Raw genomic sequence first — 22,881 nt, forward strand, 5'->3', positions numbered from 1 at the left:
AAACCTTCTCATTGATCGATACAGCAAGGACGTCTAATGCCATACAGTGTTATCCGGACGCTATGCCTGTTACCCGTTTTGTTCGGCCTTGCTGGCTGTGTCGCTCCGCTACGCGATTCACCTTCTTCCGCCAAATATATGGTGATCGGTTTTGGTGTGCTGGAAGTACCCAAAGCGCCAACACATTCCAACATTACCGCCGTCAATCTTAAGTCCTTTGGCTTGGCCATTTCAGATTTTCCCGCTTTTTCATTGGGTCTTGGTTATACCTCCAGCTCAGTGATTGCAGTACCGGCAGACATTCAGCACGCAGTAGTCGAAGTCAGTACCTGTCCGGCCGGAGACGGGATCAAGATGCAGACAACCTCACACCCAATCGTCAAAAAGGAGCTTTAACGTTATGAAAAGTAAATACTTCACCAAAGCACTGCTGACGCTGTTGTTTAGTCAGCTCATTCTCCTGACCGGCTGTAGCACCCAGGGGTATTCAGTGATCGCCACCACTGCCACCACCATTGGTGTTGGTTTGGCACAACAACCCGCCAACGGTACTTTAGATGCAACTTTAGGCTACAAAAGGGCAGAATTTGCGTTAGTGCCGACGAACCGCAATGCTGGTGACGACGCCGGAACTAACAACCAAGGTGCCGCCGACAGTGCCGAAGTCATCATGGAATTACGTTATTCCGGCATCTTCGCTACCAGCGACAACAGTGGCATTTATCAGCGGCTGGCGATTGGCAAAGAAGCGGTAAAATCACAGGGGGCGGCGATTATGTTCGCCAAGGCACCGGATGGCACGCTGTCGACGGAAGCAACAAAGGCATTAAAGGCGGTGAACACGGTGCATGTGGTTCCAAGTGCCGAAAATCTAACCAAAGGAAAATTATCACAAATATTCAACGGCTCCAACGAGGCGCAAAAAGCGTTGTTTAATCAAGCGGCGGTGGACGCTGGTTACAGCAACTTTGGCAGCTTCGCGATAGAATTGAACACCAGTGACGACAAACTGAAAAAAGTAATCGCTCAGCTTAAAGCCAACGGCATTGCCCTGTAACTTTATCAACCAAAGGAATGTATTTTATGAACGCTCAAGTTCGCCGCATCGACCTTGCCACCACCGCCAATCTGGACGCGGAAATTCAGAATCTTTGTGAAAACATGCTCGCGGCACATTTCAAACTAGCCGCTACTTTTGTGTACGAAACACAGCTGGTATTGATTTTTCAGCGTTAGCCGGGCACGACCCGCTGCCTTAGATATCAGGCAGCGGATTTCCAACCTGCTGGCCACCAAAATCTTCCGGCTGTAACTCGCTGCTTAACTGAAATATCCCTTGATGCACTACACGTTTCAGCACAATCTCAATCATCAGCGTCTGATTTGCGGCCAGATCCTGGCTGAGCTGTTTAAAACTGCCTTGATATTCCGCCACCTGATAATAGGCAAAACCACTGCTCGGACGGGCCTGAATTTTAAAACCAAAACAATCCGCCAGTTCCGGTTTTTTCAGCCAGTTTTTTAGGACATCAAAATCAACGTAATAGGTTAATTTGCCTGGATTTTGCTGGTTAAGCTGGCGATCTACACAAAAACTGCTCGGCAGGTGATTTTCGTTAAAGTCCGGACCTGCAGTAAATTTAATGTCGTAATCGTGGATTGGATTGCCGCGATCGTCGCTCATCCGAAACACCAGCATGCTATAGCGGCTGGTGATGAATTTACGGTCAAACAAAAAACCGCTGCTGGCCATGGTGACATGTTCTTGTTTTTGGGTGGTTTTGGTTAGCTGCGCTAAATCTTTAGATAGTTGCCGATACCCTGCCGCATCCTGCACTTGCAGACATTGTCGAACCCAATACAGTGTCGGATGACTGCCGTCGTCCGCTTTGACGCTGCTCATGATGCCGATGGCATCACCTGCATGAGCAAGGCCTGGCAAAATACCAAAAGCATAAGTTTCAGCTTGAGCAGTCCGCTGCAATTCAAAGCGATCCTGTTGTTGCACCAAGCGCAACATCGCATAGTTCAGATTGGCAGCCGCAACCCGCACCACGCCATCGGTGCCGGGCTCGCCGGTATAAGAATTCAGATGGTCGTACAAAGCCCGGTCGATGCTTTGACCGGTCAGCACAAATACAAACAACTGCTGCGCAACACATTGATAGTGCAACCAGGATTGGTTTAATTGCCAGCTCTGATCACTACCAAGTTCCAACCAATCCAACACCCCGATGCCAGGCTCGATGCCGAGCGTCAGCGATTTTAAGCGCGATACCCGACTTTTCCCCAGTTGCGCCAAAGACGAGCCATGATTGGCTGGCGCCAGCATAATCAGGTGCTGCATCGGGCATTGTGCTAACCGGTCTTTAAAATAAAGTTCCAGCCAACAACGCACCACAGGTCCGCCGGTCGAATGGGTGATGCAGGCAAATTTTTCATTCGCCTGCAACAGCGGCAGAATTTCAGTATTGACCGCAAACTGCATCCCTCTGGCAATATCATCGACCTTCACTTCATCGGCAAAACTGATGTACTTGCCAAGAAACAGCTGGTTAACTCTCAATTGAGGATCATCAACGCCCAGTCTGGCCAGCGCTTCCGGCAAACCGCCATAAGTGTCAGTGTTGCTCACACTCCAGCCATGCACAAACACAACCAGCATAAAAAGCTCCTTCTTTTTTCGATGACGCTGAACCAATAATCTAGCTGACATGCCAGTATGGAAAGACTGCCGCGAAAAATCCACTGGGGCTTCGCAGAACCAGCAGCATCCCTCACTTTGTTCGGGATTGCGCCGCTGGTCTCTACCCATTATCCTTCCATGATTCTGGCTCGATTCAGAGAAGGTCGTTAGGTGCTTTTCCGCCAATACAGCAACCGGTACAAAGCGGGTAGCACCAATAACGTCAGCAAAGTCGAACTGACAATACCGCCAATCACCACGGTCGCCAACGGCCGCTGAATTTCGGCGCCGGTGCCGGTATTAAACGCCATCGGCACAAAACCCAGGCTTGCGACCAAAGCCGTCATCAACACCGGTCTTAACCGCGACATCGCGCCTTGCTGTAGCGCATCAACCAGCGCCAAGCCTTGTTCGCGTAACTGACGGATAAAACTTATCAGCACAATGCCGTTGAGCACTGCGATGCCCGATAACGCAATAAAGCCAATCGCCGCTGAAATCGATAGCGGCATATCGCGCAACAAGAGTGCAAAGACGCCGCCGGTTAGCGCCAGCGGCACGCCGCTAAACACCACCAGCGTATCGCGCACTGAATTCAGCGCGCCATACAGCAAGCCAATAATCAGCAATAAGGTTAACGGCACCACAATCATCAGCCGCTCAGTGGCCGATTGCAGCTGCTTAAAAGTACCGCCGTAATCCAGCCAATAGCCTTCCGGCAATGGCAGTTCGTCCATTTTCTGCTGCACGTCGTTGATAAAACTGCCCAAATCCCGACCTTCAACGTTAGCGGTGACAATCACATTACGTTTACCACTTTCGCGGTTAATCTGATTTGGGCCGCTGATTTCTTCAATGGTGGCGATTTCGCCAAGCGGCACATACCGAAGCTCAGCGGAATCATCGACCGGCAAAGCGATGGGAATGCGTGCCAGCGCTTGCGGGTCCTGCCGCAGTGCTTCGGGTAAGCGCAGCACCAGTTTAAAACGGCGGTCGCCTTCATAAATCAGCCCAACTTGCCGTCCGCCAATCGCGGTTTGGATCAGCTGCTGCATTTTCGCCACATCCATGCCGACCAAAGCCAAATGGTCGCGCTGTGGTTCAATCGACAATAGCGGCAAGCCGGTGGCCTGCTCCATCCGCGCATCTTCCGCGCCTGGCACTTCACCAAGCACTGCCGCCACTTGCTCGCCGATTTCTGCCAGCACATCCAAATCATCGCCATAGACCCGCACCGCCACATCGGTGCGCACACCGGCAATCAACTCGTTAAAGCGCATTTCTATCGGCTGGGTAAACTCGTATTTATTACCGGGAATTTGTTCGACCAGCGTTCTTAGTTCCTGATCAAACTGCGCTCGGGTTTTGGCAGGATTGGGCCATTGTGATTGCGGTTTCATGATGATAAAGGTGTCGGCAACATTCGGCGGCATTGGATCCGTTGCCACTTCAGGCGTACCAATTTTCGAGAACACCCGCAGCACCTCCGGCATGGTTGCAATATCGGCTTCCAGCTGCATTTGCATCGCCACCGATTGGGTCAGACTGGTGCCGGGAATACGCAGCGCGTGCATCGCAATATCGCCTTCATCCAATTTGGGTAAAAACTCCGATCCCATGTTATTGGCTTGCCACAACGTCACGCCGAGTAACAGCAGCGCAGCACCAACCCACAACAACGGCAGGGTGATGGAAACGCGCAATAGCGGCTGATAACCACGGCGCAACCCGCGCATTAACCAATTTTCCTGCTCGGAAATTTTCCCACGCACAAACAGCGCAATGGCCGCCGGAATAAAGGTAATCGCCAGTAATAACGCCCCAAGTAACGCGGCTATCACGGTAAAAGCCATCGGCTGGAACATTTTGCCTTCGATGCCACTGAGTGCAAAAATCGGTAGATACACCAGCATAATGATCAGTACGCCAAACATCGCCGGTGTCATCACTTCTTTGGTGGCGGCCAGCACCACGGCGGCGCGCTCGTTTAAGCTCAATAACCGGCCATGTTTATGCTGCGCTAACCCCAACTGGCGTAAGCAGTTTTCCACCACAATCACTGAGCCATCAACAATCAACCCAAAATCAATCGCACCTAAGCTCATCAAGTTGCCACTGACTTTATTCGCCGCCATGCCGCTAATCGCAAACAACATACTGAGCGGGATCACCAACGCCGTTAATAGCGCCGCCCGCACATTGCCAAGGAACAAAAACAAAATCACCACCACCAGCACCGCGCCTTCCAGCAGATTGGTTTTCACTGTATTGATGGTTTTATCGACCAACACAGTGCGGTTGTAATTTTCCTGCGCCACCACGCCTGCCGGTAAACGCAGGTTGATGGCAGCCAGTCGATTCGCGACTTCTTGGGCGACAACACGACTATTTTGCCCCAGCAACATCATCACAGTACCCAGCACCACTTCGTTACCGTCCTGGGTAGCAGCGCCGGTGCGTAGCTGCTTGCCAATCGCCACTTCAGCCACATCTTGCACCCGCACCGGACCATCGTCGCGTTTGGCAATGACCAGACTGGCGATATCTTCAACACTGCCCAGTTGTCCCGGCGATCGGATCAGCCACTGTTCACCGTTGCGCTCAATATAACCGGCGCCAACATTACTGTTGTTTTGTGACAAGGCTTGCGCCAAATCGTCCAGCGTTAGTTTAAACGCCAGCAATTTCACCAAATCCGGCGCCACCTGATACTCGCGCACATAACCGCCGATGGTATTAATTTCAGTGACGCCAGGCACTTTGAGTAGTTGCGGCCGGATGATCCAGTCCTGGATCGTGCGCAAATCTTCCGGGCTATACCCGCTGCCATCAGCTTTTTTCGCATCTTCGGCGGCTTTGACGGTATAAGAAAAAATCTCGCCAAGCCCCGACACAATAGGCCCCATTTCGGCATCAATATCTTCCGGTAATTCATTACGCACCGACTGCAGCCGCTCCGACACTTGCTGGCGCGCCCAATAAATATCGGTGCCTTCCACAAAGACCACCGTCACTTGCGACAAGCCATAGCGTGACAACGAACGGGTATATTCCAGTTTCGGCAATCCAGCCATCGCCGTTTCAATCGGATAGGTAATGCGCTGCTCAGTTTCCTGCGGCGAAAACCCTTCCGCCGCCGTGTTAATTTGGACCTGAATATTCGTGATATCCGGCACTGCATCCACCGGCAATTGGCTGGCTTGCCATAAACCGCCCGCCGCCAACAACAACGTCAGTAGCATCACCAGCACCGGTTTTGCCAGCGCGGTTTTTAGCACCGCATTAATGATCATGGCTGGCCCCCGACTTCATCACATCAGCTTTGAGGATAAAGCTGTTGCTGGTGGCATAGATGGCACCAACGGGTACGCCGGACAACACTTCGACTTGCGTATCGTCAGCGCGGCCAAGCTCTGGCATGCGGATTTCAAAGGTGTCGCCAACCCGGATAAAAATCACCGTTTTGTCGTTCCATTGCTGCAACGCCGATTTTTTGATCACCATCGGCGCGTCAACTGTGGCAACGGTGACGTCGGTTTTGACATGCATGCCGGGGCGCCAATGGCCGTCATTGTTGGCAATCACGCCGCGGGCGCGGGCGATATGGCCGCCGGTCATTTGCGGGGCTATGTAGTTTATGCTGCTTTGTGCTGATTGATGGCCGTGTAAGTCTTTGACTGCAAAAGCATCGCCAATTTTTAGTTGCTCGGTGTCACCGGGAAAGGCCGACATTTCAACGTAAACCGAGGATAAATCGCTGATTTCGACGATGGATTGCTCTGAGACTTTGCTGCCAACATTAACAAAAGTTGCGGTTACTTCGCCCGCAGCTGGCGCGATGATACTGTAGTTTTTCAGCGTCGCCGGGTTTTGCAGCTGCGCTAAAATCTGGCCTTTTTTCACTTGGTCGCCCACTTTCACCGCGATGTTTTGCACGATGCCAGAATAGGCGGCGCCGACCTGATATTGCTGCTCCGGAATTGCTGCCACGACGCCAAACAAATGCAACTGGGTACGGATTTGCCCTGCCCCGGCTTGTTCCAGTTCAATTGCTGCTTTGGCGACCGAGCGCTCGCTGAGGACAGTCCGGCCTTCAAATGAGTCGTAGTGCCAGTCGTAGCTTTTACCCTGATAACTGACGTCTACTTCCACTTCAAAAGAATGTGGCTCGCGGATGATTTGATCGCCGAGTAAATAATCGAGTTCAGGGGTGAAGTTAATGGTTTCGGCCGCTTCGCCTAAGCGATTAAGCGTGACGCTGGCTTGCAGCTTGGTTTTCACATCAGCGGCCGGGATCGGCTGTTGATCCTGGTAAAAATACAGCCGCAACTCGGGTTCAACGCCGGTTTCGTAGATACTGACTTCAACCGCGAAGTTATCCTTGCTGAGTAAGCGGCCGCCATGCGGGCCTTTCGCAGCTTCTTCGGTATGGGCTTCGCCGTGATCGTCATGCTCGCCTGCACCCGCCACCCCCGTGAAGCTGCTCAGCACAACGGCAAATACTGCAACTGAAAAAATCAGCGTTGCAATTGATTTTTTGAAACTAAACTTGTTGAAATAAAAGGAAAAAGTCATTTTGAATCATCCTGTGGTGACGTTAGCGCCGTCGGGCCATTCACGACCAGCGGTAAACCAGTGAAGCGTTCTTGTTCCAGCAGTTGCAGATGCAGCCGGTATTGCAGATCCAGCACAGTGCGGCGGGTTTGCAATATCTCCTGCTGTGCCGCCAGTAAATCGGTCATATCAAACAAACCTTGTTGATACCCAGCCAACATTTGTTGCAATACCCGCTCGGCTGCGGGCAACACGGCAGTGTGGTAATCATGTAGTTGTGTATTGAGTGCCGTCAGCTGCTGGAAAGAGCGCTCTACCTGCAACACCAGCTGTTGCTGCTGTTGTTGTTGCAACAGTTCCGCTTGCTCCGCCGCAGCGGCGCTTGCCAGAATATTGCCTTGATTGGGGTTTTCCAGGGTGAGCGGCATACTGAGTTGCAGCACCAAAGCGTTTTCATTCAGCGCTTCGTTCCGACGTATCCCGGCGCCGACCGTTAAATCAGCTTGACCAAGTGCTTGTGCCAGCTGCTGCTGACTTTGCACAAACCGGCTTTGGGTCAGCCAATACTGCAGCTGTGGCGCTTGTTGTAATTGCAGCAATACATCGGCGAGTGGCGGTAATTGCGGCAGCTTGGCTAAATCACCTTCAATGGTTGAAAAATCAGGGGCTTGTAGCCAGTGCTGCGCCAATAACCGCTGTAAACTTTGCTGCTCCTGCAGCAAAGCCTGTTGCTCCATCCGGCTTTGCAGCACCCGCAGCTCTAAACGTGCGACATCCGCTTCCGGCACCGCACCGGCTTTGGCGCGGATTTTCGCCGCAGCTAATGCTTGTTGTTCAATGGCGATTTTATCCACCGTCCATTGAAGCAAGCCTTGTTGGTGCAGTAGTTCCAGAAAACTGCGCATGGTCGCGGCCAGCGCATCGACTTTCGCCAGCTGATATTGCTGCTGACTGAGCTGGCTTTGCCACTGACTCAGATCCAGCCGTTTTTGCTTTTTATCTCCTAATTCAATCAGCTGACTGAGGCTTAACGTCAGTTCAGCGCTTTTAACGCCGCTACTACTGCCATTGCCCAAGACATTTTCCAGGCTGATATTCAGTTCCGGATTCGGCGTGAAACCAGCTTGCAACGTTGCGGCATCATTGATGCGCTGCTGATAAGGGTACAGCTGCAACGCTGGGCTTTGCAGTAAAGTGCGTTTGAGCGCTTCGTTGATAGTGAGTTCGGTAGCCAGAACGGGGGCAGCCGACAGCGCATAGCAAGCCAGCAGCATGCCATTAAGCCAGGCCCGGCCACGGGCGAATTTGATAAGCATAAAGATGCTCCACAATAAACATTTGATAAAAAGTTAGATTGAAGTTCCTGAATCGATTGATTTAAGACCCATCAACAATAAATAACTTAATAACAATCAAGCGTTTGGTGGAGGAACGTCCGGAGTATAACTGGTGGTAATTAAGGCGTATTGCAATGTTGCTGCCGGGTGATGCAGTACCGGCTCAGCAGCCACCAACAACATCGATGAAATATGGCAGGAAACATGGGCGTGCGAAGGATGATGTTCGTCATTATCTGACGTTGCATCGGCGTCAGTCTGTTGCTGCTGATAGTCATGCTGGTGCTGGTGTGAAGGCAATTCATCATGCGAGCTGCTATCCAGCACCGAAAACGGGTGGTTTTCATCCGGCAAATGCATAACCAAACTCTCACAAGCCGAAACGGCATGATTAAGCATGATAAACATTAATAAAATCAACCGGATCAATGATTTTTGCATAAGGTACTCTAAGGCAACAGCATGCATCATAGCCTAAGCTGTTGCTGTTTCTCAAGCTCAGCAACAAGTTGCGTCAGTCACTCAGGCCAGCACCGCACCAGCCTGAGCATTTGTGATTGTCGATAAATCAACGAGGCTGACGGAATTCCCGCGTCGAAAGTTGTTGCCGCCAAACCAGCCGCCAGTCACCGCCGGAAGCTAGCGCCGAGCTGTCGCGACAGAAATTATCGGCGGTTTCATTCAGTGCCAGCACGGTATCCTGACCATCCAATTGATACAACAAGCTGACAGTCGCATCCTGCTCCGCTGGCCAATTGACACAAATTTCATTGGATTTTTCAGCGAGCTGGAATTGGCTGGCGCTACGCAGTGGTTGCTGCGCGGCGTTCCGGCCGACACTGACGCTGCGGTTATCCTGAGCTGCCAGCAGCATATCGCCCTGCCAGATTTCAAACCGCTGAATGGTCATGTCCGGCAATTCAACCCGGAAATCACGGCTGCTGTTATCTGGCTGATGGTCAATCTGCAGCAGTTGCAAATTAAACTGATGCCAGCTGCCCTGGCCATCCAGCACCTTGATCAGATGACCGCTACTGCTGGTGTATGCCGGCGCGCGTGATAACGGTAGCAGGGTGCGGATTTGCACTGTGTTTCCGCTAAGCGTCCCCGCCAGATATAAACCACGACTGACTTTGGCTGATTGAAGTTGCTGTACTTGTTGTACTTGCTGCGTTTTCGGGAATTCGGCAGGCGGATTTTTCAGCACAAAATCCTGCACCGCTGCCACGTTGTAATCAGAGACATGTTGCGGACTGCAATATGACATTACATCGTGATATTGAGTCGGCGAATACCACTTTTTCAGATCCAGTGACAAGCCAACGGAGCCAACTGACGATGGCGCATAAGGATAATCTGGATCCGGACCTGAAGGATTACCACAACCGACATGCTGTCGACCAAAATTATGCCCCAGTTCGTGTGCCAGGATATCCCCACTGTCCGTATCAAAACCAACTGCAACCGGGTAACCCACATAACCCAAGCCACCACAACAACCATCACCCATTTCAGCTTTAAAATAGCCGTAATAATAAACGCCCTCGCCTTCAATGGTGCGTAAATCTTCCAGTTCAGACAGCATCACATAAGCCGTCGATTTTTCACCACTGGCCTTGAGCTGATAAGGCGCGCGGGCTCGTACTTCAACCTGACTAAAGGGCCAAAAGGTTTTTATTGTCGTTTGAATTGTTGCCAGATCCGGCAAGGTTGCGACCTTGTCACCGAGTTGGATCGGCACGACCCTGATGGCCAATGGCCGCGAATCAGCAAATACCGGCGTCAGGTTGCGTACCGCCTGACCATCTTGTAATACGGTAATTTGCAGGCCTGCTTTCATCCAGTTGGCCGGAATAATCGCCTGATATGCATCGGTCAGGCTGCGATGAATTTTGCTCACCGGTAGTTTATTCGGGATGGCCGTTGCCAGCAGTTGGGTATTGCCATTGAGCTGCAGTTGCAGCTGAAATTGCGGTAATAGCAACGGGCTTTGTGCAGCAGTCACGTGTAACCGCAGCAAGCCTTCGCGTTCTGCAACCAGCTGTTGTTTGGCGGAAATGGTAATTTGACTAAGGTCAAGACTCTGCAGTTTCGCGGTGGCTGGCGCAGTGCCAACTTCGCCGATCGTAATCAGCTTTTCACCGCCAATGCCGTTGTCAAACCAAATGGCTGGCCGGAACTGATCTGCCTGATAACCGGCGAAAGTGGCACTGCCGCTGTCAGCGCAAGCTTGCAGCGGTGCAGCCGGACGGCCTGGTTGTTGATCATCCAAATCCAGATATACAGCGCACTGACCTGGGTGTTTGAGGCCACTGAATTGCCAGTTGTACTGCAAGGTTCGATCGACAACCTGTGCATTCAGGCTCAATGTGGTTCCCGCCAGGGTATCTGCACAATCCTTGCGTTTTTCAGCGCCGATATAGAGATCCAGATTAAATTTGCTTTTTAACGCTTTCAGCTGTTCCAGATGACGCGAATAGCCGGTTTGGTCGATACAACCTGAGATCGACACATATGCTTCGTTATCAAAATTCAAAGTTTCTAGCACCGTTAAATCTTGCAACGACGTGTTTATCATGTTCAGCACAGATAAGCTTTTAGCTTGCTGTAACGGACTAAGATCAACCACTTCTGTTCCAGTTACGAATACTCTCTCAAGCCCACTCAGATTTTTGAGCACTGACAAATCTTTTACTTTACTCTCATGTAAATTGAGGAACTGCAGTGGCGCATCAGCCAGAACACTGATATCGGTAGTGGCGCTTGACCACAAGTGAAAACTCGATATCGGCATATTCTGCAACGGCGACAAGTCAAAAGCTGCTTGATTGCTCAAGCCAACGGAAGTTAGCTTTAATCCAGCCAACGGGGTCAAATCAGTGGTCGGTATATAAAAAATATATAATGTTTCTAGTGCTGACAATTTACTTAACGGCTTGAGATCGGTGATCGGATTGTCCTGCAGGTCAAGCCGGTTTAACTGATGCAGCTCCTGCAAGGGGGTTATATCGACAATGTAATTGTACGATACAGATAAATCGCGCAGACCCACAGCGTGCTGCAACCCATGTAAATCAGTCAGTCCTTCATCAACTGCATACAACATACTCAGCTTCGCAAGCTGTGTTTTAGTGATCGGGGTGCTGGCATCCAACTGCAGTGCCTTCCGCACCACTCTGTCCAATTGCGCGTCAGGAAATACCACCAGGTGATCCGGATTAAAACGCGCTTCCACGGTACAAGCTGCAGTGATTGATGCTGTAGTGAAAACTGCACCTGACAATTTACCGCCACAGCCAGTTGCTGTGGTGATATCAAATCCGGCATCTGGCAGCAGCGTGAATTGCAGCGTTTCACCATATTTTACCTGCGGATTTTGCAGACTCAATTTGCCACCGGCGGATACCTGAGTTGTGACCTGAAGAATGCTCGCGGCAAAAACAGCCTCTATTTTGCAGTCGGCGGTGATAGCGCCAGTGCGATAGACCTCACCTTGCAGTTGGCCGTTACAGCCAGTGACGGCACTGGTGACAAAACCGCTGTCTGCTTTAACGTTGATAGTGGCCGTGTCGCCATACAAAATTTGTTGCGACACTGGCGTGATAGTGCCCCCAGCGGAGCCGCTGGCACTGACGGTAAAACTCAGTTTTTTAAAACTAGCGGTGACAGTACAAGCCGCAGTTATAGCGCCGGTGGTGTAAGTGCTGCCACTCAGGCTACCACCGCAGCCGCTGACATTATCGATACTAAAACCGGTGTTGGTTGTCACCGAAAAACTGGTGCTATTTCCTTGCAGCACAGATGTGCTGGCCGGGCTGATGCTGCCGCCAGTTCCAGCCTGAGTGGAAACCAGAAATGATTGAGGTGGTGGTGGCGCTGGTGGAGTTGAGCTATCGCCGCCTCCACCGCCACAACCCGCTAACACCATGATTGCGAATACGAATGCCACGGATCTGAACTGCATTGGAACCTCCTTGATTGCCTTCAGGCATACCTACTATCACTACTGTTCCATGACGTAACACCACCAATCCAGATCAGTCGATAGGTTCATGCAACGAAATAGGCAATCAAGTTAGCTCAATGTATAAATTTTGCAAACAAAATTCTGTGTCACCGCGTTTTGAATAAAGGATCAGAGGCATTCGCATTTATTGCACCCGCACCTGCATCACCCCGCCTTTAAATAATCCCAGATACAAATAAGTTTGTTGCTGGCGCTGCAGCAGCAACATGCTGCGCACACCGCCGTAAAAATCGGTAGCGCCTTGATATTGCAGGCGTTGCCAGCTTTGGCCTGCATCATCAGACCACTGTAGAATCAGCGGTTGTGGTTCGGTGTATTTTTTGTCCCAGCCAGCCGTGTAGACGCGGTTATTGCGACTGGCATCAATCATCACATCAAAGAAAAAGCGGTAATTTGAATCCGGCAGCAGATTTTTCCAGCTATCGCCCTGATTGTCACTGACCACGATGCCACCTTCACCGCAGGCATAAATCCGATTGCCGGCAAACCGCAGATTGTAATACACACTGGGATCCGGCAATAACTTCTGGAACATTTGCTCATGGCCATCGGCCAGCCGATAGCTAAATAACACGCCATCTTCGATAGCGCCCTGACCGCCCCACCAGATTTTACTGCGATCCGGCGCGATGCCAAGTGCCGATTTCGGCTGGCCAAAACCGCGCCAAAAACCCTGCAACACTTGCCAACTGATGCCGAAATTGTCGGAATAGGCCAGTACGCTGGTGCCGGTGCCATACAGACGTTTTTGCGTTTTGTCGTACTGCAGTGCATAAATAGCTTCGTGTTCGCCATCGGCGCCAAAGGGCCGACGAACTTCCTGCCAGCTGGCACCAGCATTAAAAGTTTCCTGCAACTGATGGCTAACCATACCGTCCGCGTCCTGCAGGGACACTGCCGCCAGCCAGTGTTGATCATCGATAAACGCCAAATCACGCAGCGTATAGCCTTTTAAACCCAATAATTGCCAGCTGTCCTGTTGCTGTTGATACAGGCCATCGTCCGTCAGCGCCAGAATTTTGTCTTGTTGCTGATATAACCGTTCCACCACCAACCCGGTCAATCCCTGATGGCTAAACACAAAAGGCTCGGGCGTTTTAACCGGTGGCTGTTGCTGCACCGATACACTGTCCCCACAAGCTGTCAGCGCCACAGCGCACCCTATCAACAAAAACCAATGACGAAAGACCATATTTTTTCCTTTAGATATCAGCAGCAATTTTGGTTATAGCGTGGCACAGTCGTTATAAATTCAAAGATAAAATCATGAATAGCAATACTGTTGTTGTAATTTTATGTAATTGACGTGAAATTGAACCATAAGCTGGCGTGTCCGCTATACAAGCCTGAACGACAGCTGGCACAATTGATGATCACTGAGGCTCAACACGGCAGTTTGGACTTTGTATGCATATCGAAGTATTGAGTTCGATCAGTCAACTAAATGCTGATGCCTGGAATAATCTGTTCGCAGCGGATTACCCGTTTTGCCGCCATGAATTTCTACAGGCTTTAGAGCTGGGAGGCAGTGTCGGCAAAGGTACCGGCTGGTTGCCCCAACATCTGCTGTTGTGGGATGGCTCCTCATTACTGGCAGCAGCGCCAGCTTACCGCAAGCGTCATTCTTATGGCGAATATCTGTTTGACCGGGTGTTTGCCGAGGCTTATCAGCGGCATGGTTTACGTTATTACCCGAAATTGCTACTGGCAGTGCCTTTTACCCCGGCAGAAGGACCAAGGCTGGGTATCGCCAAAGGTGTGGATCCACGCAGCGTTTTGCCGCTGATCCAGCAATGTTTGCACCAATCCTCTACTGAAGAAAGTGCAGCATCAACGCAGCTTGCCTTAAGCCACTGGCAATGTTTGTATGCCGGGAACACCGAACAAGCTTTGTTTCGCGCCGCCGGCTGGCTGGAACGCTTCGACGTGCAGTTTGAATGGCAAAATCCGGCACAAAAATTTGTAAGTTTCGAGCAGTTTCTAGCAACGCTGACTGCCCGTAAACGCAAACAAATCCGCAAAGAACGGGCGCTGGTGCAACAGCAAGGTTTGCAACTGCGCACCTTAACCGGTGATGATCTTGATGCCGCCTTCTGGCTACAGTTTTATCAGTTTTATGTTGCGACTTATCTGAAACGCTCAGGCCATCAAGGCTATTTAACCGAACAGACATTTTTACTGTGGGGCAGAACCATGGCCGCGCAGATTGTGGTGTTCAGTGCCTGGCAAGGTGATGAACTGGTGGCGGCGTCGTTGTGTTTTCGCTCGAACGATAAACTCTACGGCCGCTACTGGGGCTGCAGCGAGGCTTACTCTATGCTGCATTTTGAATGTTGTTATTACGCCGGTATCGACTATTGCATCGCCCAGGGTTTAACTGCTTTTGACGCCGGGGCGCAAGGCGAACATAAGCTGCAACGTGGTTTTGTGCCGGTGATCCGCTCTGGATTTTACCGGTTTTTACCGTCAAATCCGTCAGCCGATCCGGCAAGCGTGGCACAGGCTGAACTTGAAAAAAGCATGCACAGCGCTATTGCCAATTATTGCCTCGAAGAGCAAAGCATGGTGCTGAATTATCAGCAACAGGCTCGCTCTGCTTTGCCCTTTGCCAATTCTGGCGCCTGTTAATCTTTGCCACTGTTTTTGGCTACGACTTTGGCAACGACCTTGGCAAAATCATCCGCACTATGCCGCTCTGGCAATTGCTCATGCGGTTCGCCCCAATTGCGATTGACCTTCATACCACGTTGTACCGCTGGCCTTTGCTCAATGGCTTTGGCCCAGCGCTGAACATGCTGGTAACTTTGCACATCCAAAAATTCTGCTGCGTTGTACAATCGCCCTAATGCCAACACACCATACCAGGGCCAAATCGCCATATCGGCAATCGAGTATTCGCTGCCAGCAACAAATTCATGTTCAGCCAGTTGCCGATCCAGCACATCGAGTTGCCGCTTGGCTTCCATCGCATAACGGTTGATTGGATATTCATATTTTTCCGGTGCATACGCATAAAAATGGCCAAAACCACCGCCGACAAAAGGCGCGCTGCCCATTTGCCAGAACAACCAGTTCAGCACTTCGGTGCGCGCCGGACCTGCTTTGGCTAAAAAGGCGCCGAACTTTTCCGCCAGGTGCAATAAAATGGCGCCGGATTCAAACACCCGCTGCGGCTCTGCACCGGATAAATCCAGCAAGGCCGGAATTTTGCTGTTTGGATTCACTTCCACAAAACCACTACCGAATTGGTCGCCGTCGCGGATGCTAATCAGCCAGGCGTCATATTCAGCACCGCGATGCCCGGCGGCCAGTAATTCTTCCAGCATGATGGTCACTTTGACGCCATTGGGCGTTGCCAGCGAATACAGCTGCAACGGATGTTTGCCGACCGGCAATTCCTTTGCTGCGGTGGCCCCTGCGATGGGTCTATTGATGCTGGCAAAAGCACCGCCATTTTGTTGATCCCATACCCAGACTTTTGGCGGTGTGTAACTTGATGTGCTCATTGATCATTCTCCTTTAGCAGCACAGGTCAAACAACGGGGTGCAGCATTTATGGTGATTCAGACTGGCATTAATAGCGGAATTGGTTATCGCCATTGTGGTCAACGACAATAGCGCAAAAAGCTGGCTGTCGCATATTCCCTTGTGATCTAAGGTCATGCCACTATAGTTTTATGATCAGTCGTCGCGATGGAAAAAGGAGTATGCATGGCAAGCAGTGACTGTTATCAACTCAAACCATGGGCTGCGGCGTTGTTGTTACTGCTGCCGCTAGCGGCTGCGGCAAAACCACTGCAACTGTGTCATGACGCCACCGTTGATCCAAAATACCAACAAAGTGTCACCATCGGCGCTTACACCGTCACCGGTTTACATAATGTCATGGCCTTAAAAATTTTAACCAAGCTTGGCATCGCTGTGCAGCTGCACAATATGCCCTGGGTGCGTTGCCTACATGCCGTGTCCAAAGGCGATGTCGATGGTGCCATTGGTGTCGGCTGGAATGCCGAACGTTCGCACAATATGCATTTTCCGCTGCAAGTCAATGGCGAGCCTGACCCGGCACTGGCGCTGTTTTCGGTTAATTATTTCGTGTACAGCCACGCCGAAGGGGACCTGCAATGGGATGGCCAGCAATTTCGTCAGGTGAAGTTTGGTATCGCCGCCCCCAAGGGCTTTATCGTCGCTCAGATGCTGCAGCAAATGGGCGTCTTCAACCCGCTGGAAGCTGAAATTGATGCGGCGATTATGCTGACCATCAACCGACGGATTGATGGTTTTGTGCAGGCCAGAATGGTCGCCGAGGGGCAAATAGCACAGAGCAAAGATGCCAAACTGATCAAACGCTTAGAGCCGGTATTTTTCCGCCAGCCGCTGTATCTGGTGTTCAGCAAACAGGCGATGCAACGGGATCCGGCGCAGTTAACGCAAATCTGGCAAACCATTCCTGAGTTCAGGCCTGCGGCGGCTCCCCTATAATTCAGCAATTTGGCACCTTTTCCCATCCGAAGTTATGTGATCAACGCCAGGCGTTCAAAACCATCTGATCTGTAACCAGTTAGCGAAATATCCGCAGCGACTTGCCCTTTGCCGCAATCCCACTAAATTTAATTTGCTAATTTAGTGAGTTACAACTTTAGTAACTTTGCAGCAATGGTCTGTTTTTTCCGCCAGTGGCAGTGGTGTAGTCGCTTTTTTACCGACGAAGAATTCAGTTCAGTAGATCCCAATTCCGACTGACCGGGAAGGTATGATGAGCAACAACTCACCCAGCGCGATTGAACTGTCAACCACCGTTACCGCCCGCGAAGTGCTTGAACTGTGTAAATACCGGCCGGATTTATTGCTCACTGCAGATCCGCCACAGCAATCGGAACAGTGGAAACTGGATCTGATTGATTTTTGTGTGGCCACGGCGGATCTTAAACCAAACGAACGACAAAGCTTATGTACCGCCAAAATCGTCACCGCCTACACTAAACTTTGTAGCATCACCCTGCCCGTCACCGGTGCCAGTATCATCCATTCAAAAAGCCCTGACATTACCTCGTTGTATCTCTTGAATATTATTTTTCTGCTGGTGTGCTTATCGTCATTGGTGATCGCGAACATTTATACCTACAGCCCGCTCCCGGCTGACGGCAACAACAGCGGTAACGGCTGGCAAATTTTGTCTGATTATTCAGTGCATTATTACCCGGTATTATCCGGCTTATTATGGGGCGGCCTTGGCAGCTGCGTTTATTTGCTGAAAAAGGTCAATGATATTTCGCAGTCGCGGGAATTTGACCCCGATGTATTTACCGGCATTTTTTCCAGGATCATGCTTGGTGCAACGCTCGGCTGGGTGGTGGTGAATATTTTTGATATGGACACCCTGGATATGGACGGTGTTTCGGTGCCGGCGGTGGCTTTTCTGACCGGCTTGTCGGTGAAAGTGGTGTACGGTTTTCTGGAAAAAGTGGTTGGGGAACTGGAACTTAAACTGAATCTGCATAGCTTAAAAAGCAACAACGTCCCGAAACAATCGTTTAAAGATCAGCTGGCGCAGTTTCAGCTAAAACTGGATCCAAGCGCTGATTTGGAATTGTTTAAAGCTTGTAGCGAGCTGCGTAAACAGCTGGAAAAACAACAGCAGCAGGCCGATCATTCATCTCAGAACTCGACTGAATAATGCACTTCCTGAGCACAGCCAACCGAGATCGCAACAAGCGACTATCCGGCGTTTTAATGGCTGTTGGCTTGAGTGCAATCATCAGTATCCATCCCACGCTGCAGGCCCAAACACTGGCCGTGGAACCCGTGCAATCCGTCCAGCAACTACAACTAGCATTGAAAAAACCAGCACAGTTCCGGCTGCATTTAATCGACATCGGCACTGGCCTGGCAATTTTGGTGGAAGGTGCTGATTTTAAGCTGCTATTTGATGCAGGCTCGGCCGATGATAAAAAAACCAACAGCAAACTGGGCTCCAAAAGCCGGCTGGTGGCTTATCTGAATGCTGCGCTTGGCCGGCTGAATCAACCACATTGCCGCAGTCTGGGGGATCTCGACGTGAAGTCTTCGGCCACAGCGCCGCTGCTCGATTTTGTATTTTTAAGCCATCCGCATGAAGATCATCTCAGTCAACTGCTCCCAGTGCTGCAATGTTTTGCGGTGAAATCTTTGTGGGAGCCCGGCATTGTGCATAAAACAGCGGGTTATCAGCAGTTTCGCCAGTTTATGCAAGATGACAAAAGCATCAGCTACCACACCGCCGTGAAACAACCCTGCCCGCGTGGCCTTCGCGCCAGCTCGCACTGCTCAAACCTGTTTAAGGTTGGTGAAGAAATAAAACTCGGGCATCAGGCCAGCGCCAAAGTGCTGCATGTCGGCACTGAACCAAGCCACCATCCAAATTTGTATTCGGTGGTGCTGAAACTGCAGCTCGGAGCAACTTCAGTATTACTGACCGGTGATGCTGAATCAGGCGCCAGGGCGCAGTGGCATTTAGCGCCGGGGGCGACTGAAAAGTTTTTGCTGGAAAATTTCCCCAATGATTTAACCGCTGACATCCTGCAGGTCGGCCACCATGGTTCCCTCACCTCCAGCCGCCAGCCATTTTTGCAGGCGATCAAGCCAAAAATAGCTTTGATTAGCGCCGGGCCAAAAAAATATGGCTCCGTCGTACTGCCGGATCAAGCGGTGGTGGAAGCGCTTGGTAACGGCGGCGCGAAAATATATCGCACTGATTTACACGATAAAAAAGGCTGTCCGCTCGCCGATAAAATTGGCGCCAACGATGCAGGTAATCCGGGTGGCTGCGATAACTTTATGATCCGGATAAATCCAGTAACACCTTGATCCCTTGCAAAAAATGCCAGTCCCCCATACAACCAGCACCCGGCCGAGTCATTTGTCTATACCCGTCATCCTTGAAGATTCGGGGGTGTTGCCTTCGCTCGCTCGCCCCAGTCACATAGGACAACTATGCTCCTGGGGTGAGTGAAGGCCGCCAACGGTTATCGCACCATTGCTAATGGCCGGCGTGGTTTTGGCCGTTCTTCACTACCCTGGCGTGGTTATGATTACAACCGGCTGACCCAGGATTTGTTGCATTTTCTGCGATGATCCGACCTGGGCAGCAATTTCAGAGAAAGCGGCTCAAATATCCGGCTGTCCGACTGTCATAGGCTGCAGCACGGTTGCTGGCGGTTTTGTACCCTGCCCTTCCCTGCCCTTGCCTGCCACAACCGAGCCATGCCGCTCAATGGCAAACAGCTGGTAGCACAATGGCAGCACAAAAAGTGTAAATATGGTGCCAAGCAGCATGCCGGCAACCAGCATAATGCCGATACTATTGCGGGCTTCGGCGCCAGCACCACTGACCAGCACCAATGGAAAGTGACCCAGCACCGTCGCTGCCGTAGTCATCATCACCGGACGGAACCGGCTGACCGCGGCTTCAATCGCTGCCTGCGACCTGCTCATGCCTTCCTGTTGCAATTGATTGGCAAATTCCACGATCAGAATGCCATTTTTAGCAACCAACCCCACTAACGTCACCAGGCCAATCTGCGAATAAATATTTAAGGTGGTCAATTGCAGATATGGCAACAATAACGCAGCCGCCAACGCCAGCGGTACACTGCCACACAGCACCACCAGTGGGTCGCGGAAGCTGTTAAATTGCACCGCCAGCAACAGATACACCACCAGTAATGACACCAGCATCACCTGAACCAATGACGTACCTTGCTGCCGCAGCTGACGGGATTCACCCGCGTAGTCAATCAGATAGCTGAGCGGCAGTAACTCCCGTGCCGCAGCTTCCAGTGCCTGCAATGCACTTTCTTTGGTACTGCCAGCAGCGACGCCGCCATAGATCCGCACCGCATTTTGCTGGGAAAAACTACTCAGTTGGCGTGGCACCGTCAGCCAGTGTATTTCGGCAATGTCAGCCAGGGGAAGCAGGCTGCCGTCTGCGGTTTTGATCTGCAGATCTAACAAGCGGCTGGTATCGGCGCGCATTTCCTGACTGAGCAACGGGATCACCTGATAGGCTTTGCCTTGTTCGTCAAACCTATTGACATAATTGGTCGACAATAACACCGACAGCTGTCGACTGACATCAGCGACCTGTAACCCCAGATCAGCGATTTTTTGCCGGTTTAACCGCAGTTCCGTTTGTGGTAAATCAATTTTTAAATCAGTGTCCGCATACAAAAAGTGTCCGCTCTGAAAAGCAGCACCGACCAGTTTATCCGCATAGGTTTTCAGCTCAGCGTAAGGTGCATTGGCTTTGACGATCAGTTCCACATCAAATTGGCCCGCAGTGGGCAACGGTGCCGGCATAATAGGCAACGGTTGGATCCCTGGTTGCGCCGATAACAATCCATACACCTGCCCCAGCATCTGTTGCGTTGTTTGATCACGCTCAGCGGCGCCGGTAAACTCAATACCGCCAAAAGCCCCATTGATAAAAATGTTCTGCCACATTTGCGTCGCACCAGGCAGTTGCAGCAGGGAATCCACCATCGGCGTCATCTGCTGCTCGTTGTAAGCCAACGAAGATTCCGGAGGCGACTGCACCAGCACATAAATACTGCTTTGATCTTCCACCGGCGCCAGTTCCTTTTGTGATCCCTGGTAAAATGGCACCATCAACAAACTGAGCAAAACGGCACTGACCAGCAACTGGCTGCGGTATCGTTGTGCCCGCAGCAGGCTAACCCGGTACCCCGCACTGACACGGCCAAAGGCCTGATTGATCCGCTGGCTGAAACGGCTTTCGCGGCCGGCATCGGCAATCACCCAGCTGCTCATCACCGGTGATAAAGTCACTGCCACCAAGCCGGAGATCACCACGGCAATCGCCAGGGTAAAAGCAAATTCGCGAAATAACACCCCGGTCAAGCCTGACAACAGACCGATAGGTGCATAAACCGCCGCCAGAGTCAGGGTCATAGTCACTATCGGGGTAAACAACTGCCGGGCGCTGATCAACGCCGCCTGATAGCGCGAGTGGCCTTGCCGTACCAGCCGGGCGACGTTTTCCACCACCACAATAGCATCATCCACCACCAGCCCCACCGAAAGCACAATGGCCAGCACGGTCAGTAAATTCAGCGAAAATCCGGCCAGACTGATGGCCGCAATCGCCCCCAGGATCGACACCGGAATTGTCACCAGCGGCACAGCGGCGGTGCGCAGCGACCCCATCATCAACAGCACCACCAGCGCGACCAGCAAAATGGTCTCGGCCAAAGTGATAAAAATCTCCCGCAGCGCATCACGCATATACAAAGTACCATCATAGGCATACTGGATTTCCACCCCGTCCGGCAACGTCGGGTTCAGCGCTGCCGTTAAGGCATACAAGGCATCACCCACTTCAATTTCGTTGACGCCAGGTAAAGGCCACACCGATAGATAAACGGTATCCTGCTGATCCAGCCTGGCTGTCATCACGGGTTCTTCATGTGCCAGCAGAATTTTGGCAACATCCCGCAGATAAACGGTCTGCTCTTCGGACTGTTTGACGATGAGGCTGGCAAAGTCATCCATGCTGCTCAGTTGGGTATTGGCAACCAAATCAATGCGTTGTTTGCTGGTCTGTGTAAACCCCAGCGTGGCAATACTGTTATTTGCCGCCAGTGCCTGCCAGACATCATCCGGACTCAAGTTAAAAACGTTCAGCCGGGCCGCATCCAGCTCAACCCGCATTGCCGGCGTGCGCCGACCTTCAATATCGACTTTTTGCACCCCGGCAATATTTCCCAGTACCGGCACTACCTGCCGGGACAAATAATCGGTCAACTGGCTAAGCGGAATTCCAGAAGCACTGACATTCAGATAAAACAACGCGTGCGGCCGATCGGCTCTTTTGACATTCACCAACGGATCTTCAGCACCTGCCGGCAGCTGGTAGCGGATTTGACTGAGTTTACTGTTCAGCTCTGCCAGAGCGCGGGTGCTGTCTTCATTCAGCCGCAAGTACACAGTCACAGTGCTTTGACCGGCTTTGCTGACGGCATCCACATAATCCAGGCCGGGAATTGTGGCGGCAACACGTTCCACCGGATCGGTAATAAAACCTTTGACTGTTGCCGCGGCGGCGCCGGTATAGCGGGTGCTGATCTCCAGCGCAGTGCTTTCAAGCCGCGGGAACTGTAAGATGGCAATTTCTTTTGCCGCCCACAGACCGCTGAGGCAAATCAAGATTGAAAACACAATGGCCAGAATTGGACGACTGACAAAAATGTCGCTGCGTTGTTGCTGTGGGCTGGTCATGA

17 protein-coding genes are annotated in these 22,881 nt (G+C 51.5%); 8 read left to right on the forward strand and 9 right to left on the reverse strand.

The window, feature by feature from the left end:
* Nucleotides 1–36 precede the first annotated feature (36 nt).
* Genes EOE67_RS14475 through EOE67_RS20540 form a run of 3 tightly spaced genes read left to right on the forward strand, consistent with a single transcriptional unit; the run spans nt 37 to nt 1,236 of the window.
* Nucleotides 37–396: a hypothetical protein gene (locus EOE67_RS14475; protein ID WP_127700052.1), complete on the forward strand. Its 360-nt coding sequence runs from the start codon at nt 37–39 to the stop codon at nt 394–396.
* Between the two features lie 4 nt (nt 397–400).
* Nucleotides 401–1,057: a hypothetical protein gene (locus EOE67_RS14480; protein ID WP_127700053.1), complete on the forward strand. Its 657-nt coding sequence runs from the start codon at nt 401–403 to the stop codon at nt 1,055–1,057.
* A 26-nt stretch (nt 1,058–1,083) separates the two neighbouring features.
* On the forward strand, nt 1,084–1,236 hold the full coding sequence (locus EOE67_RS20540; protein ID WP_164852347.1) for a hypothetical protein: 153 nt from the start codon (nt 1,084–1,086) through the stop codon (nt 1,234–1,236).
* Between the two features lie 19 nt (nt 1,237–1,255).
* On the opposite strand, the gene EOE67_RS14485 is transcribed toward EOE67_RS20540, so the two are convergent.
* The 7 genes from EOE67_RS14485 to EOE67_RS14515 form a co-directional block, all read right to left on the reverse strand.
* Complete coding sequence (locus EOE67_RS14485) at nt 1,256–2,665, reverse strand: esterase/lipase family protein (protein ID WP_127700054.1); 1,410 nt, start codon at nt 2,663–2,665, stop codon at nt 1,256–1,258.
* A 188-nt stretch (nt 2,666–2,853) separates the two neighbouring features.
* Complete coding sequence (locus EOE67_RS14490; protein ID WP_476748469.1) at nt 2,854–5,979, reverse strand: efflux RND transporter permease subunit; 3,126 nt, start codon at nt 5,977–5,979, stop codon at nt 2,854–2,856.
* Nucleotides 5,969–7,261 carry an efflux RND transporter periplasmic adaptor subunit gene (locus EOE67_RS14495; protein WP_127700055.1) on the reverse strand — a complete coding sequence of 431 codons (1,293 nt, stop codon included), beginning with the start codon at nt 7,259–7,261 and terminating at the stop codon, nt 5,969–5,971. Before EOE67_RS14495 ends, EOE67_RS14490 begins: the two co-directional genes overlap by 11 nt.
* Entirely contained in the window at nt 7,258–8,556 is a 1,299-nt protein-coding gene (locus tag EOE67_RS14500) for a TolC family protein (RefSeq protein ID WP_127700056.1), read from the reverse strand. The genes EOE67_RS14495 and EOE67_RS14500 overlap by 4 nt, the downstream gene beginning before the upstream one ends.
* A 96-nt stretch (nt 8,557–8,652) precedes the next feature.
* The gene (locus EOE67_RS14505; RefSeq protein WP_127700057.1) at nt 8,653–9,018 is read right to left on the reverse strand and encodes a hypothetical protein; all 366 of its coding nucleotides are present in this window, start codon (nt 9,016–9,018) and stop codon (nt 8,653–8,655) included.
* Between the two features lie 127 nt (nt 9,019–9,145).
* Nucleotides 9,146–12,541, reverse strand: a complete 3,396-nt coding sequence (locus EOE67_RS14510) for a leucine-rich repeat domain-containing protein (protein WP_127700058.1) — start codon at nt 12,539–12,541, stop codon at nt 9,146–9,148.
* A gap of 187 nt (nt 12,542–12,728) precedes the next feature.
* Nucleotides 12,729–13,796, reverse strand: a complete 1,068-nt coding sequence (locus EOE67_RS14515) for a WD40/YVTN/BNR-like repeat-containing protein (RefSeq protein WP_127700059.1) — start codon at nt 13,794–13,796, stop codon at nt 12,729–12,731.
* Between the two features lie 215 nt (nt 13,797–14,011).
* On the opposite strand from EOE67_RS14515, the gene EOE67_RS14520 reads away from it, so the two are divergent.
* On the forward strand, nt 14,012–15,232 hold the full coding sequence (locus tag EOE67_RS14520; RefSeq protein ID WP_127700060.1) for a GNAT family N-acetyltransferase: 1,221 nt from the start codon (nt 14,012–14,014) through the stop codon (nt 15,230–15,232).
* Here EOE67_RS14520 and yghU read toward each other — a convergent pair.
* The gene (gene yghU, locus EOE67_RS14525) at nt 15,229–16,110 is read right to left on the reverse strand and encodes a glutathione-dependent disulfide-bond oxidoreductase (protein ID WP_127700061.1); all 882 of its coding nucleotides are present in this window, start codon (nt 16,108–16,110) and stop codon (nt 15,229–15,231) included. The genes EOE67_RS14520 and yghU overlap by 4 nt on opposite strands.
* Nucleotides 16,111–16,315: 205 nt before the next feature.
* On the opposite strand from yghU, the gene EOE67_RS14530 reads away from it, so the two are divergent.
* From EOE67_RS14530 to EOE67_RS20845, 4 genes are all read left to right on the forward strand, one after another.
* Nucleotides 16,316–17,086: a substrate-binding periplasmic protein gene (locus tag EOE67_RS14530; RefSeq protein ID WP_127700062.1), complete on the forward strand. Its 771-nt coding sequence runs from the start codon at nt 16,316–16,318 to the stop codon at nt 17,084–17,086.
* A gap of 274 nt (nt 17,087–17,360) precedes the next feature.
* Nucleotides 17,361–18,281 (forward strand): hypothetical protein, encoded by a 921-nt coding sequence (locus tag EOE67_RS14535; protein WP_127700063.1) that lies wholly within the window; start codon nt 17,361–17,363, stop codon nt 18,279–18,281.
* A 56-nt stretch (nt 18,282–18,337) separates the two neighbouring features.
* A complete protein-coding gene (locus EOE67_RS14540) occupies nt 18,338–19,450 on the forward strand; it encodes a ComEC/Rec2 family competence protein (RefSeq protein WP_164852349.1) in 1,113 nt (370 codons plus the stop codon).
* Nucleotides 19,451–19,591: 141 nt separating this feature from the next.
* Nucleotides 19,592–19,717, forward strand: a complete 126-nt coding sequence (locus EOE67_RS20845) for an alpha/beta fold hydrolase (RefSeq protein ID WP_276317446.1) — start codon at nt 19,592–19,594, stop codon at nt 19,715–19,717.
* 33 nt (nt 19,718–19,750) lie between these two features.
* Here EOE67_RS20845 and EOE67_RS14550 read toward each other — a convergent pair whose 3' ends face one another.
* Nucleotides 19,751–22,879 carry an efflux RND transporter permease subunit gene (locus EOE67_RS14550; protein WP_127700065.1) on the reverse strand — a complete coding sequence of 1,043 codons (3,129 nt, stop codon included), beginning with the start codon at nt 22,877–22,879 and terminating at the stop codon, nt 19,751–19,753.
* Between the last annotated feature and the right edge of the window lie 2 nt (nt 22,880–22,881).

Source organism: Rheinheimera riviphila (assembly GCF_004005945.1).
Classification (GTDB): Bacteria; Pseudomonadota; Gammaproteobacteria; order Enterobacterales; family Alteromonadaceae; genus Pararheinheimera; species Pararheinheimera riviphila.